The organism is Humisphaera borealis (assembly GCF_015169395.1).
Taxonomy (GTDB): domain Bacteria; phylum Planctomycetota; class Phycisphaerae; order Tepidisphaerales; family Tepidisphaeraceae; genus Humisphaera; species Humisphaera borealis.
Window position 1 is genome coordinate 3,146,084 of sequence record NZ_CP063458.1, and the last position, 14,219, is coordinate 3,160,302.

A 14,219-nucleotide genomic window follows, 5' to 3' on the forward strand; every position below is an offset into this window, starting at 1 on the left:
GGCAGTCTCGCACAAATAGGGTCGTTGCGTGTGCCGAGATTGTCTCATCCGGCGGTTCTCGGACCCCACCACCGGCGGGAACCCCATTCCGGCAGCTCCCCCCATCAAGTCCTGGAGCCAATTTTCTTCGCGTTGAACGCATGGACCCGTACAATTACGTCTCGTCTAAGACGAACGCTGCGGGCACGTTAACTGTCTACCGAGCTCAACGACCGTAAGCGGCGGAGCCCGTGGCGACTCGACGACACAGCGAAGCGAGGATCTGAAACATGGCGAAGGCAATCTTCCGATTTGGTTTGGCGATGGTCATTGGCACAGCAGCCGTTGGCTGCAAAGAAGAGCCAGTGGCGGTGACGAATCCGGCGACCAACCCGGTGGCGGCATCGACGCAGCCGGCCGCGGCTCCCGCCGCCCCGACCGCAGGACCGGCAACCCTGCCGACTTCGACCGATGCCGCCCCCGCCTCGGGCTCCGGCAATGACGGGCTCTTTACCCTTCCTCCGAGCAAAGGCCCCGCCGCTCACGCGTTCAAGCAGGTCACGCTGCTTCGCTCGGGTGTCAGTGGCGACCTGGAGATGCAACTCACCGGCGACGGCATCTACCGCGTTCGCGACCATGGCCACGGCCAGAGCTACTCCGGCAGCGGCAAACTCGAAGAAGCACAGATCGCCGAATGGGCAACGCTCATGAAGGACTGGGAGTCGTTGAAGGACTCCTACGTCCCCACGCCCGCCCCCGACAATGCCGACAAGGTCGACATCATGTATGGCGGCAAAAAGGTGTCGTTCAGCACTGCCGGCAAAGAAAACCCCGCCGTGGTGTCGGAAGTGTATAAGCGGCTGCTGGCCCTGAACGAACAGAGCAAGAAAGAATCCGGCGCGGTCGGGACATCGGGACAAGGCGAGAAGTAGTCTCGCTTCACAGGCGGCACGGGTAGACTGTGCGCGTATGCGCACAGTCCTTCTTTCTCTGACCTTCCTCGCGGCCACATCCTGCGCGCCGTCCAAACCGTCGGCCGTGCCACCGGGTCAGCGACCGGCGACGCGCGGCGTGGTTCCATTGACCAAGCCGGTTCTGCCGCCGTTAACCCAGCCGGCGTACAGCCTGTCGAACTTCGCCGAGCAGGCGCTGCCGGCGCAGCAGGCCTTTGCCTCGGTCACGCGCCAGACCACGCTTCGCGAAGTCCGGCGGACAATCGATGGCGCCATGAAGGCGCTCTCGAAGGATCAGGGCCTGGGCCAGCACATCATCGGTCCGTCGATGTTGATCTACACCGGTATGTCCGGGAGCCTCGACGAGGTATTCACCCTGGAAGTCGGCTTCCCGGTCCGGCCCGATTACCAGCCGGCCGAAGGCGTCCAGGTCCGCCCGCTACCGGCGATGAAGTGTCTTTCGGTGGACTTCGTCGGGTCCATGCGATCAATCGACAAAGCCTACGACAAGCTCATTCCGGCGGCGCAGGCGCGCAAGCTTAAGCGCACCGGCGAAGTCCGCGAGATTTACTACCGATGGAACGGGCACGATTCGGAAGAGAACCAACTGCTGGTTGCGGTTGGTGTCGAGTGAACGGACCGATGGCCCGGCTTTGAACGTTGCCCGGGGCGCGACTACCCCATCACCCCACCCAGTCACTACAATTCCCCGCATGCCCGAGGGGACGACCACCATCCGCTGCCCGTACTGCGGGTATCCGTATCCAATGTCGAAGTTGCAGCTCGATGTCTATATCGGCCGCAGCATGGGGTGCATGAATTGCGGCAAGTCGTTCCCGGTCGTCGCCCCGCCCCCGCCGCCACCTCCGCAGGATGATCTTCTTCAGGCCGGTTCGGAACTGGTCGAGGCCAGGCGTCAGGCGGCAATCGCCGCGGGTGAGTCGGCGGCGCTCCCGCCAGAAGTCGACATCGGCCGGTCCCCCGCCGCAGCAACTCAGGAGGTTTCAGCTCCCGGGGGTTTGCTCGCCGTGCTGCCAATTGCGGCGGGTGCTCTGTTCATGGCCCTCGCGGCGGTCGCCGCCGTTATCGGCTACTCCGGCAGTTCCGACAACGCGATCAAGGCCGTCTCCCGAAGTCAGACGCCGATGACCCTGCTCTGGATCTCTTATATCGTCGCGGCGGTCGGGCTGGTGGCTGGATCGATCCATCTCGCGCGAACCAGGGGCCTTCGACGCCAACCAGGACGCCGCGTGCGGCTCGGCGTCGCGGCGACCGGCACCATCGTCTGCCTGACGGAGTTCGTTCTGGCATCGCTTCTGGCACTGATGGTGCTTCCGAGGCTCAATGAAGGACTGGCGGAAGTCCACCGCGCCGCCTGTCAGACGAATCTACAGACCATCGGCTACGCGCTGATCGCCAGCGCCAGCGACCGGTCCGACGGCCGGTTCCCCGACTCGCTCGGCGACCTGATCGGCACCGGGGGGCTGCAGGCGGACGTCGTCGTCTGCCCGTCGGGCGGGCACGCGGCCGCACCAATCGACCTGCCGCAAGCCGAGAAAGCCAGGCTCGTCGCCGCCGGCCAACACCTGACGTATGTCTATCTTGGGAAAGGGCTGGCCATGCGATCGGCCGGAGGCAGACGCGTCAGCACGCACACCGTGCTGGCGTATGAACCCCCAGGCCTGCACGGCGACCCCGAGGGGTTCCACGTTCTCTTCGCCGACGGCGCAGTCGTCTTCGCCACGAAGGAACGAGCGACCAAACTGATCGCGGAGCTCAAAGCCGGTCAGAACCCACCGCCAACGGCGCAGGCGGTCAAGCCTTAACGCACGGGGACGGCATCCTTGCGTGGCATGGGCAAGCGTAGTCGCTTGCCCGTGAGATCGCCGTCCGACGTTTGCCACGGGCAAGCGACTACGCTTGCCCATGCCACCCACAACGCGCCGTGCTAGGTAGTCATGCCGTGCGTCGGATTCGGGTGGTCGAACTCGTCGCCGCGGAATGTGTTACCCAGGTACGCACTGCGAACGCCGGGATCGTTGATCACTTCTCGTGGCGTTCCTTCGAAGTGAACGCGGCCTTCGTCGATGATGAGTGCCCGGTCCACCACCCGCAGCGTGAATGCGACGTCGTGGTCGGTGATCAGCACCGTCTTGCGGAACTCGTCTTTCAGCCGGCGGACCTCACGGCTGAGTTCTTCCTTGGCGATCGGGTCGACGCCCGCGAACGGCTCGTCGAGCAGGATGAGCATCGGATCGGTCACCAGCGCCCGGGCGATCTCCATCTTGCGGCGTTCGCCGCCGGAGAGCGTATTGGCGAGCTGGTTTTTCTGCCGCACCAGGCCGTACTGCGAGAGCAGGCGGTCGGCGACACGACGGCGCTCCAGCGAACTCATCCGCAGCGTCTCCAGGATCGCCATCAGGTTCTGCCAGACGGTCAGTCGGCGGAAGTCGCTGCGTTCCTGCGACAGGTAGCCGATGCCCAGCCGAGCCCGCTTGTACATGGGCATGTGCGTGATGTTGTGCCCGTCGAACGAGACGGCCCCGCTGTCGGGCGACACCATCCCCAAGATCATCCGAAAGGTGGTCGTTTTTCCAGCCCCGTTGCGCCCCAGCAGCCCGACCACCTCCTGGCGATGAAGGCCGAAGCTGACCTCATCGACGACGCGGCGGTCGTTGTAAATCTTAACGAGTTGGGTGGTTTCCAGCAGATTCATGAAATGAGGCGTTACGTCCTGACGCCAATTGCCTTCCCAGCCCGGCGCATCCGTGCCGAAGGCGAACGACGAGCCAGTCGCCGGGCATCTTGCGGAGATGGCCCGCCGAAATCAAGCGCGCGCTTCATCGCCTCGACTGTGGATAACCTGTGTGGGATTCGCCACGATTTCCACCGACGGCTCTCCATAACTTATGTCGAGCGCAAAGATTAAGGATTCCTCATCCGGGAAAACTGACGAGCGATCGACGGCAGTGTGACGAAGTCGGTTTTAAGAATCTTACGATCAAGAGTTTATGTCATTCTATTTTGTTGCTGCGTCCGCGCGGCTTGGTGGCGTGATTGTGTCCCCTCTGTAGGCCTCGGAAGGTCTCTGAAAATGCGCCGCTTGCGCGGTTGACATCCGGCATGTGGATAAACGGTGGTCAACCCGTCTGGTGGAATCCACTTTCTTTTTTTGCGTTCTGTGAGCCAAACGATATTCTTCCGTGCTGTTTTGTTGCGTCCTCTGGCATCGGGAACGCAGTCCGTTCGGGAAGGGCTCGGCGGGAATGACGGTGCCGCAGTACGGCGGACGGGTTCGACTCATATCTCCACGGGCGCGCGAGCTCGTCACGCCTCGTCCGAAAGGAGTGGCTCTTATGGCCACAGGAAAGGTCAAGTGGTTTAACGACCAAAAGGGTTTCGGGTTCATCACCGCTGATGGCTCGAGCAAGGACGTCTTCGTTCACCATTCGGTGATCGAGGGCACCGGGTTCAAGACCCTGCAGGAAAACGAGACGGTGGAGTACGACTTCGAAGACGGACCCAAGGGCATGAAAGCCACCAAGGTTCGCCGCGTCGAAGTCGTCGCGAAGTAACAACTCGCGGCCGTTTCAGAACCAACCAATACCCACCGGCGTCATGACGCCGGTGGGTTTGTCGTTTGTCACTGGTCACTGGTCACTGGTCACTGGTCACTGGTCACTGGTCACTGGTCACTGGTCACTGGTCACTGGTCACTGGTCACTGGTCACTGGTCACTGGTCACTGACAACTGACAACTGACAACTGACAACTGACCGACGACAATATGATCCGCTCGCTCGGCGTGACAAGTGACAAGTGACAAGTGACAAGTGACAAGTGACAAGTGACAAGTGACAAGTGACAAGTGACAAACTACCCATGCACATCCTTCTCCTTCCCGTCGGCAGCCATGGCGACGTCCATCCTGCGGTCGGGCTCGGCCTTCGCCTTCAGGCACGCGGGCACCGGGTCACTGTTATCACCAACGGCCACTTCGAATCGCTCGTCCGCGACGCGGGGCTCGCGTTCATCGCCACCAGCACCTCCGAGCAGTACCTACAGACCATCAGCGATCCCGACATCTGGCACCCCAAACGGGCATTCTTCGCCGTCGCACGCTCCCTGATGGACCTGGCCCGGCCCACCTACGACATCCTGGCCGAACTTCATGCAGAGCAGCCCGGTCAGTTACTGGCCATCGGGACGAGCCTGGCCCTGGCCGGTCGACTGGCGCAGGAAAAGCTCGGGCTGCCTTTCGTTTCCATGCACCTGTCGCCGGCCCTCTTCCAGAGCGTCTACGAAACGCCCCGCCTGCCCGGCGGACCTTCCATCAACTGGGCCCCAAGGTGGCTGAAGCGAATTCTGTTCCTCGTCGCCAACGGAATGATCGACCGGGCGATCTGCCCGGGGCTCAACACCTTCCGCGCCGAGTTGTCGTTGCCGCCGATCAAAGGCGTGCTCAAGCATTGGTGGCATTCGCCGACGCTGGTCCTGGCAATGTTTCCCGACTGGTACTGCGCGGTGCAGCCCGACTGGCCGCCCCATACCCACGCGGTCGGTTTTCCAATGTACGACGAAAAGGGGGTGACCCCGCTGCCGGCGGCGCTGGCGGCGTTTCTCTCGGCCGGCCCGGCACCGGTCGCGTTTACACCGGGGTCGGCGATGTTCCACGCCGATGAGTTCTTCGCCACTTCCGCCGAGGCGTGCAGACTTGCCGGTCTTCGAGGCGTCCTGTTGACGCGCAAACGCGAACAGGTGCCCAAATCCCTCCCGCCGGGCGTGATTCATATCGATTACGCCCCGTTCAGCGAACTACTCCCGCGCTGTGCGGCGCTCGTTCACCATGGCGGGATCGGCACATCGGCGCAGGCCCTGGCGGCGGGTGTGCCGCAGCTGGTGCAACCATTCGCCCACGACCAACCTGACAACGCCGAACGCCTCGAAAAGATCGGCGTCGCCCGGACCGTCAACCCCAGGCACTATAAGCCGCCGTACGTCGCCTGCGTGCTGACGGAGCTGACGACATCGAGAGACATAAGGGAGAGTTGCCGCCAGGCCGCCGACCGCATGCGCGGCGCCGACGCGATTGGCACGGCGTGCTCGCTCATCGAGGGCTTGCTGTAACCGAGGGGGTGCATGAGCAAGCGTAGTTGTTTGCCCAAGTCGGTCGATCCGATGTTCGACGCGGGCAACGGAGTCGTTGGTTACGCCGAGTCCTTCGCGACGCCGGCTGCGCCACACCGAGGTGATGAAAGTAACCCCGGCACGAACAGGCCCGAAGGGCCGAGATCCTATAGCCCGGGGCAACGCCCCGGGTTTGGTGGGCGGATGGCGTAAGGCCTGAAAGGCCGGGATACCGGAGGGCGTATCACGGCCCTTCAGGCCTTGAGCGATCGCTGCCAATTGTCCCAGGGCGCTGCCCTGGGCTATGGAATCACGGCCCGTTGGGCCTGCACATCTGCGTCACTTCGTCTCTTCGTGTCTCCCTCGAACATCACGCCTTCAATGACGCCATGTCGATCACGAACCTGTACTTCACGTCGCCCTTCAGCAGGCGGTCGTAAGCGGTGTTGATGTCCTGCATCTTGATCATCTCGATATCGCTGACGATGCCGTGATCGGCACAGAAGTCGAGCATCTCCTGGGTCTCGGCAACCCCGCCGATGCCGCTGCCGGCGAACTGCTTTCGCGGCAAAAGCAGGCTGAACGCCGACACCGGCAACGGGTGCTCAGGTGCGCCGACCAGGCACAAGGTGCCGTCGAGCTTCAGCAGGTTCAGGTAGGCGTTGATGTCGTGCTGGGCCGACACGCAGTCGAGGATGAAATCGAAGCTGCCGGTGTGCTTGGCCATCTCGCCGGCGTTCTTTGAGACCACCACTTCGTCGGCACCGAGCCGCTTCGCGTCGTCAGCCTTGCCCGGGCTGGTGGTAAACAGCACCGTGCGGGCGCCGAACGCGCGGGCGAACTTCACACCCATGTGCCCGAGCCCGCCGAGTCCGACAACGCCGACCTTCTGACCCTTGGACACCTTCCAGTGCCGCATTGGCGAGTAGGTGGTGATGCCGGCGCACAGCAGCGGCGCCGTAGCAGCCAGGTTGAGTGACGTCGGCACCTTGAGCGTGAACGCCTCATCAACCACGACGCCCGTCGAGTATCCGCCGAACGTCATTCCACCGGAGATCTTGTCCGGCGAGTTGTAGGTGAACGTGCAGCCGTTGAGGCAGTACTGCTCGAGGCCCCGCTTGCAGTTTTCGCAGGATCGGCACGAGTCGACCATGCACCCGACGGCGGCGAGATCACCCTCCTTGAACTTGCGCACTTTCGACCCGACCTTCGTCACCCGCCCGACGATTTCATGCCCCGGAACGCAGGGGAAGGTGGTGCCCTGCCACTCGTTGCGGGCCTGATGCAGGTCGGAGTGACAGACGCCGCAGTAAAGGATGTCCATCGCGACGTCGGTCGGCAGCGGATCCCGGCGGTTGATCGCCAGAGGCGCGAGCGGCGACGTAGCGGACTGGGCGGCGTAGGCGAGAGTGGGCATGGGGCGGACCTTTTGAGAAGAGCTGTAATTGGAAGCGCCAGCCTGACATCATTGGAGACCATCTGGCAATTCGTCAATCCATATCATGCACCTTCCGGCCCGGGAGTGCGATACTGTGGTCGAATAGGGATCGATCCCCAGTGCTCCAATGTCAGACCGCGAGCAATCTACGATGCCGAGCAATCACAAAAAGGCCCGGTTCAGCCCCTTCCGCCCGCCCGGGTGGCAGTTTGCTGGTGCTTTCGGTGTACTGACCGCGATCATGCTTGCGACAGGCTGGATGCAGAATGTCCTGTCGTCGAGCGTGCTCTTTGTCTCCGCGTTTGCCATCCTTGGCGCCTTGCTGCTCATTGGTGCGACCTGGGCCACATCGCTTCTCGCCAACCTTCGCCGATCGTGGGATCAACGTTCAAGCTGGTGGCGATGGACCTGGGCACCAGCGGTCGTGTTTGTCATCGTAAACAGCAACCCCGGGATCAATCTGCGATTCTGGTTCGCCCGCTCGGAATTGGAACGGATTGCGACACAGGTTGCCGCGACACCGCCCGGCGCGCCGATGCCTCCCGACCAGACCGTCTGGTTTACCAAGGTTAAAGACATCCAACGGTTGTCCGGTGGCGGGATGCGGTTCGCGACGTTCCGGGGCGGCAATCCATTTGACTATGAAGGACTGGCGTACAGTCCGACGCCGCTACCGGAGTCTGTGAACGTCGAAGGGTGCATCTTCCGACGATACTGCGGGAACTGGTACACCTTCTGGAAGCCATGACCGACAAGGCGGGTCACACGGGCTTCCAGCCTTTGAGAGCGATGCGGGAGCCCAAAGTTATTCCCTTTGCACTGTCTCGTTTTTCCTCTCTTAGGGAGCCGGAAGCGACGGCGAAGCTGAGGATGAACATGAGTCCGGAAGTCCGTGCACTGATCGCACGGGCTGGAAACCCTTGTCACGGACAGCCCTACCTTTGCGCCTTGTAGTAATTGATCAACCCGTTCGTAGACGCATCATGCGTCGTCACCTTCGCGTCGCCGCCCAGCTCCGGCAGGATCGCCTTGGCGAGCTGTTTACCCAGCTCGACGCCCCACTGATCGAAGCTGTTGATGTTCCAGATGACGCCCTGCGTGAAGATCTTGTGCTCGTAGAGCGCGATCAGGCTGCCGAGCGTTCGCGGTGTCAGCTTCTTGAACAGGATGCTGTTCGTCGGCTTGTTGCCCTGGAAAACCTTGTGCGGAATGAGTGCTTCCAGTGCCGCGCCGGTTTTGCCTTCCTTGGTCAGCTCGGCGCGGACCTCGTCGGCCGTCTTGCCTTTCATCAGGGCCTCGGTCTGCGCGAAATAGTTGCTCAGCAGGATGGGGTGGTGATCGCTGATGGGATTCTGTGATTGGGCCGGCGCGATGAAGTCGCACGGGATCAGCTTCGTTCCCTGATGGATGAGCTGATAGAACGCGTGCTGGCCGTTGGTGCCGGGTTCGCCCCAGACGATGGGGCCGGTCTGGTAGTCGGCGATCGTCTGGCCGTCCTTGGTGACGTACTTGCCGTTGCTCTCCATGTCCCCCTGTTGGAAGTACGCGGCGAAGCGGTGCAGGTACTGGTCGTATGGCAGGATCGCGAGCGTCTGAGCGTTAAAGAAGTCGTTGTACCAGACGCCGATCAGCGCCAGCGTCGCCGGCAGGTTCTGCTCCAGCGGCGCGGTGCGGAAGTGCTCGTCCATCGCGTGTGCGCCGGCGAGTAGTTCTTCAAAGTTGTCCATGCCGATCGCCAGCGCGATGGGCAGGCCGATGGCGCTCCAGAGGGAGTAACGCCCGCCGACCCAGTCCCAGAACTCGAACATGTTGGCCGGGTCGATGCCGAACTTCTTCACCGCCGGCTCATTGGTCGACAGCGCGGCAAAGTGCTTGGCGATGTGCTTTTCGTCTCCCGCCGACTTCAGGAACCACGCCCGCGCGCTCTGCGCGTTGGTCATGGTTTCCTGCGTGGTGAACGTCTTGCTCGCTACCAGGAACAACGTGGTCTCGGCGTTCAGCGTTCGCAGCGTCTCGGCGATGTGCGTGCCGTCGACATTGCTGACGAAGTGCACCTTCAGGTCACGCTTGGAATATGGCTTGAGCGCTTCGGTGACCATGACCGGGCCGAGGTCCGATCCGCCGATACCGATGTTGACGATGTCGGTGATCTTTTTGCCGGTGTAGCCCAGCCATGAGCCGCCGCGGACGGCATCGGAGAACTCCCGCATGTGCTTCAGCACGGCGTTGACGGCGGGCATGACGTCCTGCCCATCGACGATAATCGGCCGATTGCTGCGGTTGCGCAGGGCCACGTGCAACACGGCGCGGCCTTCGGTGGTGTTGATCTTCTCGCCGGCGAACATCTTCGCCGTCCATCCCGACAGGTCGGCCTGGGTGGCCAGGGCCCGCAGCAGCTTCATCGTCTCGGCGGTGATGCGGTTCTTGCTGTAGTCGAGCAGGATGTCCTCGAACTTCAGGTTGAACGAATCAAACCGACCGGCGTCCTTCGCGAACAGCTCGCGCATGTGGACGGACTGCATCTGCTGGTGGTGGGTCGCGAGTGCCTGCCAGGCGGGAGATTGGGTGAGTTTGCTCATGTGAAAAATGCCCTTCGGGGTTCGAAGCGCATTGGAGCACGCAGGCTTTATGCAGGCAAGGTGTTGACGAAACCGGAACGCGGGTGGACGGACGCGGGTGCCGCGATCCTGTTGTTCACGCGCCGCGCGCCCGACGGCAACTCCGGCCGGCGAGTATCAGGCCGAGCGAACCGATGACCACCGCGGGAGGAATCGGCACCGAAGCTGGCGGAGCGCCGCCGGGTGCGCCGTTGGCCCCGACACTGTGGATGCCGCTGTACTCGGCGATAAAGCCGCCGTTGTTCAGATCGACGTATGTCGAAAAGGCCGAGTGATAGGGGTCTGGCAGATCGTTCCATTCGCCCGGCGTGCCGGCCGGGTGTTCGCCGGGAATGCTCCAGAGAATCGAGCCGACGGTTTCGGCACCCTGATTGTTGTCCGGCTGGCCGGGAAGCCAGTTCGTGTATGACACCGGCTCACCGGTGATCCAGTTGTATGTGCCGGAGGATTTCTGCAGGCCGATCCAATAAGCGCCGCCCTGAGAGTTTCCCGACTGAAGCAACTGCTCGACGAATGCCTGCTCGGCGGCAGAGGTAATGGTGACCAGGTGCCCGCCGAAAGGCGCGATTGCCGCCGCCGCCTCCGACCAGGAAAGCGATGGGTCACGGACCGCCACATACGTATTGCCGCCGAGCGTGCCGTAATCGAGGAGTACCCCCGCGCGTGTCGGCACGGCGCCGCCTGCAACTGCCATCAGGATCGACACAAGACTGAAAAACCCAAGCCGTCTCCGGCACCTATCGTGTTGCTGCGTTGTAGCGCCCATCGTCCGAACATCGACCCGATGTGTGCTCGCAGACGAACAAGCTTTCGCGACCGCAACGCGATCGGCCGTTATCGGACAGCGGGGGGAACCCAATCGCCCGGCATGTCGGCCGCTCGAATTCAGTGGAATTCACTGCGATTTCTTCAACTCTCCGAGCATCTCAAGGAGGTTGTTGCTCAGGATGACCGATGCGTCTTCCTGAACGACGTTCGTTCCCAGCCACGTCTCGTAACCGCCCAGCTTGTGCTGCTCGGGAGTCGGCAGGTAGCCGTGACGGCCGTTGGCCAGGCCGATCACCATGGTCTGCGGGAACGGGCTGCGTTTCTTCATATCCAGTCCGGTCTCGACAAAGGTTTCGAAGGGAAATCCGCAGACCGCCAGGTCGCCGATGCGGATCGCCTGAATCTTGACCGTCAGCGTATCTTCGGCCCGCTCGGCGGCGGCGATGGTGCTTCGGGCATAGTTCTGCGCCAGGCGGGGCAGCTTTTCGATCTCGTCCTTGTCCTTGATCTTCACGATCGCCCGGGCGGCCTCGACCTGTTCGGGTGTCGGCCGGCGATACTTCAGGGTGATCTCGCGCTGCAACATGCCCAGGGTGGCATCGCTGCTGTGCTTCTCGATCTTGCGCTGAGCAAGGTACGCAGTGTCGGCGGCCTTTCCGGCGACGATGCGGATCTGCTCGAACGGCTCTCGCGGCGGGCGGACAATGCCGAACGGGATGTTGTTGATGTCGCCGGACGTGCCGTTGGACATCATCGCCACGAAGTTCTCGTCGCCACGAACACGCGACGGCATCAGCCGTGCGAACTCGCCGTAGTAGTCGGCCGACACCTGTGCTGGCGGCATCCCGCCGACATAGTGAAGCGAATAGTTGGCAAAGAGCGCGATCGGCCTTCGCTTGGCGTCCTGCACGGAAATCACGGTGATGTCCGGGTCGGTCGGGCCTGCCGGCCGGTCGAGCACGTCGGGGCTGGTGCCGGGGTTCATCTTCACGGTATCCAGCTTCCCGTAAGGGTTCAGCGGCATCTTCCCGGGCTTGAGGTACCAGCGACGATTGAATACTTCGTCCGGCAACGGGTGAGATGCCGCCCCCACAGCCGCGTTCCGAAGCCCGGCGTGCGCGCGGATGATCGAATCGGCAATCCCATCGACGATCACTTTGCGATAGGCGATCGATTGCGGACTGCTGGTCGAATTCGACGACGGCGCGCTGTGTGTGTGCGTTGAACTGACGAGCATCTGACTGGTCGGAATGCCCGTCTGCTTCGATGCGATCGCCTTGGCTTCGTCGAGCACCTCCGGCGATGCCCCCAGGTTGTCGACGACGACCATCGCGATCGTGGTCTTTCCGTCATCGAGCACCATGGCACGGGCATGCAGCGGGTCGTGAGCCTTTTCGGCCATGTTCGCGCTGAATCCGCCGGGCATGTTCAGCGGGAACTCTTTGGGCGTGATGTCCGACGCCGCCGCCCCGGCGCGCAGGGCGGGCTTATCGGCGGCGATTGCCGAAGTCACAAGTGACAGCAGACATACGGCGACGGCAGAGATTTTGCATTGCCAGGGTTGGGGTTCCATACTCGATGAAACATCTGAAGCGACCGCTTGTTGCCATCTGGCGGGTATCACCCGCCGTTACTGGCGATATCGCCTTGGACCGACGACACTTTCCCCAACCCATGGGAAAGCCAACCGACATCCGCTGCACCGCGACGGAACTCTACTTCCTGCCCGTTCACACCCGCATGCCGCTGAAGTTTGGCGGCGAGGTCGTCACCTATGTGACCTGTGCCCGCGTCCGCGTGACGGTTAAAGTCGCCGACGGCAGAGAGGCCGAAGGCTGGGGCGAAACGCCACTCAGCGTCACCTGGGTCTGGCCCAGCAAGCTCTCGTACGATGCCCGTCACGACGCCCTGAAGCAGTTCTGCCAGATTCTCGCCCGATCCTGGGCCGGCTTTGCGCAAACCGGTCATCCGATCGAAGTCGGCAACGACTTCATCGAGCACGAGCTGCCGACTCTTCTCAAGGCTTTTAACGCCGAACGGAACGCCGAGCCGATGCCCTGGCTCGCCGCACTGGTCTGCTGTTCGCTCTTCGACATCGCAGTCCATGATGCCTACGGCAGGGCGCAAGGTGTCCCCATCTACCAGACGTACAACAGCCGGTTCATGTCGCGTTCCCTGGCCGACCTGCTGGTCCCCGCGAAGGGCTCCGGCGTGGACTTCCATGGCAAATTCCCCGGCGATTTCCTGACCTTAAAACGGCCCGACACACTTGCCGCCTGGCACCTGGTGGGCGGTGTCGATCCCATCGACGAAAGCGAACTGACCGGCACCGAGCCGAAAGACGGCCATCCTGTGCTGCTCGCCGACTGGATTCGCACCGACGGCCTGAAGTGCCTCAAGATCAAGCTGCGTGGCAACGATGCCGCCTGGGACTACACCCGCACGGTGAAGGTCGGCCAGATCGCCTTGGCCGGCGGTGTTGATTGGCTGACGGCCGACTTCAACTGCATGGTCACCGACCCGGCGTACGTCAACGAGATCCTCGACCGCCTGCGCGACGAGCACCCCCGCCTCTACGGCATGCTGCTGTATGTCGAGCAGCCGTTCCCGTACGAGCTGGAAGTCCATCGCATCGACACGCACAGCGTCAGCGCCCGCAAGCCGCTGTTCCTCGATGAGTCGGCCCATGACTGGAAGCACGTCGCTCTCGGCCGCGAACTCGGCTGGACCGGCGTGGCGCTCAAGACGTGCAAGACACAAACCGGCGCCCTGCTGTCGCTCTGCTGGGCCAAGGCTCACGGCATGACGCTGATGGTGCAGGACCTGACCAACCCCATGCTCGCGCAGATCCCTCACGTCCTGCTGGCCGCCCACGCCGGCACGATCATGGGCGTCGAGACCAACGCCATGCAGTTCTACCCCGCCGCATCAGAGATCGAAGCCAGGGTCCACCCCGGCATCTACCAGCGGCGGAACGGTCAGGTGGATCTGAGCACGATCACGGGGAACGGGTTTGGGTATGAGGTCAAGCGGATCGGCAGAGATCTGCCGCCGGCCGCACTGTCGTGCGGCTGAGTCTTTTCCGCAAAGACGACGGCTGGCGACATGGTCAGCTCTGCGCAAAAAAAGAACCCGCCTTTCGGCGGGTTGAGTACCCCCAAGGTGGCACAGAACCGCGTTTTTCGGGCGGAATGGCGGTTCCACTAAGCCCGTCCCAGACCCAAATGACCTTCGCGGGGTTAGTTCGTCGAGCCAGATCCCGCTGCCATCGCGCCTATAAATCAGACGTCCGGAATATGCCGTAGTCAAAGTATTCGCGGTAGTTCCCCGGCCAGG

Annotated in this window: 12 protein-coding genes; 7 read left to right on the plus strand and 5 right to left on the minus strand. The window is 62.6% G+C overall.

The window, feature by feature from the left end; translation table 11 throughout:
- The first annotated feature begins 269 nt into the window (after positions 1-269).
- The 3 genes from IPV69_RS11675 (at position 270) to IPV69_RS11685 (ending at position 2,758) form a co-directional block, all read left to right on the plus strand.
- The gene (locus IPV69_RS11675; RefSeq protein WP_206295287.1) at positions 270-911 is read left to right on the plus strand and encodes a hypothetical protein; all 642 of its coding nucleotides are present in this window, start codon (positions 270-272) and stop codon (positions 909-911) included.
- A gap of 139 nt (positions 912-1,050) precedes the next feature.
- Complete coding sequence (locus IPV69_RS11680; protein ID WP_206295288.1) at positions 1,051-1,566, plus strand: GyrI-like domain-containing protein; 516 nt, start codon at positions 1,051-1,053, stop codon at positions 1,564-1,566.
- 79 nt (positions 1,567-1,645) lie between these two features.
- Complete coding sequence (locus IPV69_RS11685; RefSeq protein WP_206295289.1) at positions 1,646-2,758, plus strand: hypothetical protein; 1,113 nt, start codon at positions 1,646-1,648, stop codon at positions 2,756-2,758.
- Between the two features lie 122 nt (positions 2,759-2,880).
- Here the strand turns inward: IPV69_RS11685 and lptB are convergent, their stop codons facing one another.
- Complete coding sequence (gene lptB / locus IPV69_RS11690) at positions 2,881-3,648, minus strand: LPS export ABC transporter ATP-binding protein (protein WP_206295290.1); 768 nt, start codon at positions 3,646-3,648, stop codon at positions 2,881-2,883.
- 640 nt (positions 3,649-4,288) lie between these two features.
- Here lptB and IPV69_RS11695 point away from each other — a divergent pair.
- Both IPV69_RS11695 and IPV69_RS11700 read left to right on the plus strand, forming a co-directional pair.
- The gene (locus IPV69_RS11695; protein ID WP_206295291.1) at positions 4,289-4,507 is read left to right on the plus strand and encodes a cold-shock protein; all 219 of its coding nucleotides are present in this window, start codon (positions 4,289-4,291) and stop codon (positions 4,505-4,507) included.
- Between the two features lie 307 nt (positions 4,508-4,814).
- Positions 4,815-6,059 carry a glycosyltransferase gene (locus IPV69_RS11700; protein WP_206295292.1) on the plus strand — a complete coding sequence of 415 codons (1,245 nt, stop codon included), beginning with the start codon at positions 4,815-4,817 and terminating at the stop codon, positions 6,057-6,059.
- Positions 6,060-6,429: 370 nt separating this feature from the next.
- Here IPV69_RS11700 and IPV69_RS11705 read toward each other — a convergent pair whose 3' ends face one another.
- Positions 6,430-7,476: an NAD(P)-dependent alcohol dehydrogenase gene (locus IPV69_RS11705; RefSeq protein WP_206295293.1), complete on the minus strand. Its 1,047-nt coding sequence runs from the start codon at positions 7,474-7,476 to the stop codon at positions 6,430-6,432.
- Between the two features lie 172 nt (positions 7,477-7,648).
- Between IPV69_RS11705 and IPV69_RS11710 the strand changes: the two genes are divergently transcribed.
- Positions 7,649-8,245 carry a hypothetical protein gene (locus IPV69_RS11710; protein WP_206295294.1) on the plus strand — a complete coding sequence of 199 codons (597 nt, stop codon included), beginning with the start codon at positions 7,649-7,651 and terminating at the stop codon, positions 8,243-8,245.
- 187 nt (positions 8,246-8,432) lie between these two features.
- On the opposite strand, the gene pgi is transcribed toward IPV69_RS11710, so the two are convergent.
- The 3 genes from pgi to IPV69_RS11725 all read right to left on the minus strand — a co-directional run bounded on the left by pgi (position 8,433) and on the right by IPV69_RS11725 (position 12,456).
- Entirely contained in the window at positions 8,433-10,076 is a 1,644-nt protein-coding gene (gene pgi / locus IPV69_RS11715) for a glucose-6-phosphate isomerase (RefSeq protein ID WP_206295295.1), read from the minus strand.
- Positions 10,077-10,191: 115 nt separating this feature from the next.
- Positions 10,192-10,809, minus strand: coding sequence for a lectin-like protein (locus IPV69_RS11720; protein ID WP_206295296.1), 618 nt, complete (start codon positions 10,807-10,809; stop codon positions 10,192-10,194).
- A gap of 201 nt (positions 10,810-11,010) precedes the next feature.
- Complete coding sequence (locus IPV69_RS11725) at positions 11,011-12,456, minus strand: neutral/alkaline non-lysosomal ceramidase N-terminal domain-containing protein (RefSeq protein WP_206295297.1); 1,446 nt, start codon at positions 12,454-12,456, stop codon at positions 11,011-11,013.
- A gap of 101 nt (positions 12,457-12,557) precedes the next feature.
- Between IPV69_RS11725 and IPV69_RS11730 the strand changes: the two genes are divergently transcribed.
- The gene (locus IPV69_RS11730) at positions 12,558-13,958 is read left to right on the plus strand and encodes a mandelate racemase/muconate lactonizing enzyme family protein (RefSeq protein WP_206295298.1); all 1,401 of its coding nucleotides are present in this window, start codon (positions 12,558-12,560) and stop codon (positions 13,956-13,958) included.
- Positions 13,959-14,219: the final 261 nt, after the last annotated feature.

What these genes read in the sequence shown, in the direction of transcription:
- IPV69_RS11720 (WP_206295296.1), bottom strand. Translation starts at nt 10,809, where the DNA reads ATGGCAGTTGCAGGCGGCGCCGTGCCGACACGCGCGGGGGTACTCCTC.
- IPV69_RS11730 (WP_206295298.1), top strand. Translation starts at nt 12,558, where the DNA reads ATGGGAAAGCCAACCGACATCCGCTGCACCGCGACGGAACTCTACTTC.
- pgi (WP_206295295.1), bottom strand. Translation starts at nt 10,076, where the DNA reads ATGAGCAAACTCACCCAATCTCCCGCCTGGCAGGCACTCGCGACCCAC.
- lptB (WP_206295290.1), bottom strand. Translation starts at nt 3,648, where the DNA reads ATGAATCTGCTGGAAACCACCCAACTCGTTAAGATTTACAACGACCGC.
- IPV69_RS11705 (WP_206295293.1), bottom strand. Translation starts at nt 7,476, where the DNA reads ATGCCCACTCTCGCCTACGCCGCCCAGTCCGCTACGTCGCCGCTCGCG.
- IPV69_RS11695 (WP_206295291.1), top strand. Translation starts at nt 4,289, where the DNA reads ATGGCCACAGGAAAGGTCAAGTGGTTTAACGACCAAAAGGGTTTCGGG.
- IPV69_RS11725 (WP_206295297.1), bottom strand. Translation starts at nt 12,456, where the DNA reads ATGGAACCCCAACCCTGGCAATGCAAAATCTCTGCCGTCGCCGTATGT.
- IPV69_RS11710 (WP_206295294.1), top strand. Translation starts at nt 7,649, where the DNA reads ATGCCGAGCAATCACAAAAAGGCCCGGTTCAGCCCCTTCCGCCCGCCC.
- IPV69_RS11685 (WP_206295289.1), top strand. Translation starts at nt 1,646, where the DNA reads ATGCCCGAGGGGACGACCACCATCCGCTGCCCGTACTGCGGGTATCCG.
- IPV69_RS11675 (WP_206295287.1), top strand. Translation starts at nt 270, where the DNA reads ATGGCGAAGGCAATCTTCCGATTTGGTTTGGCGATGGTCATTGGCACA.
- IPV69_RS11700 (WP_206295292.1), top strand. Translation starts at nt 4,815, where the DNA reads ATGCACATCCTTCTCCTTCCCGTCGGCAGCCATGGCGACGTCCATCCT.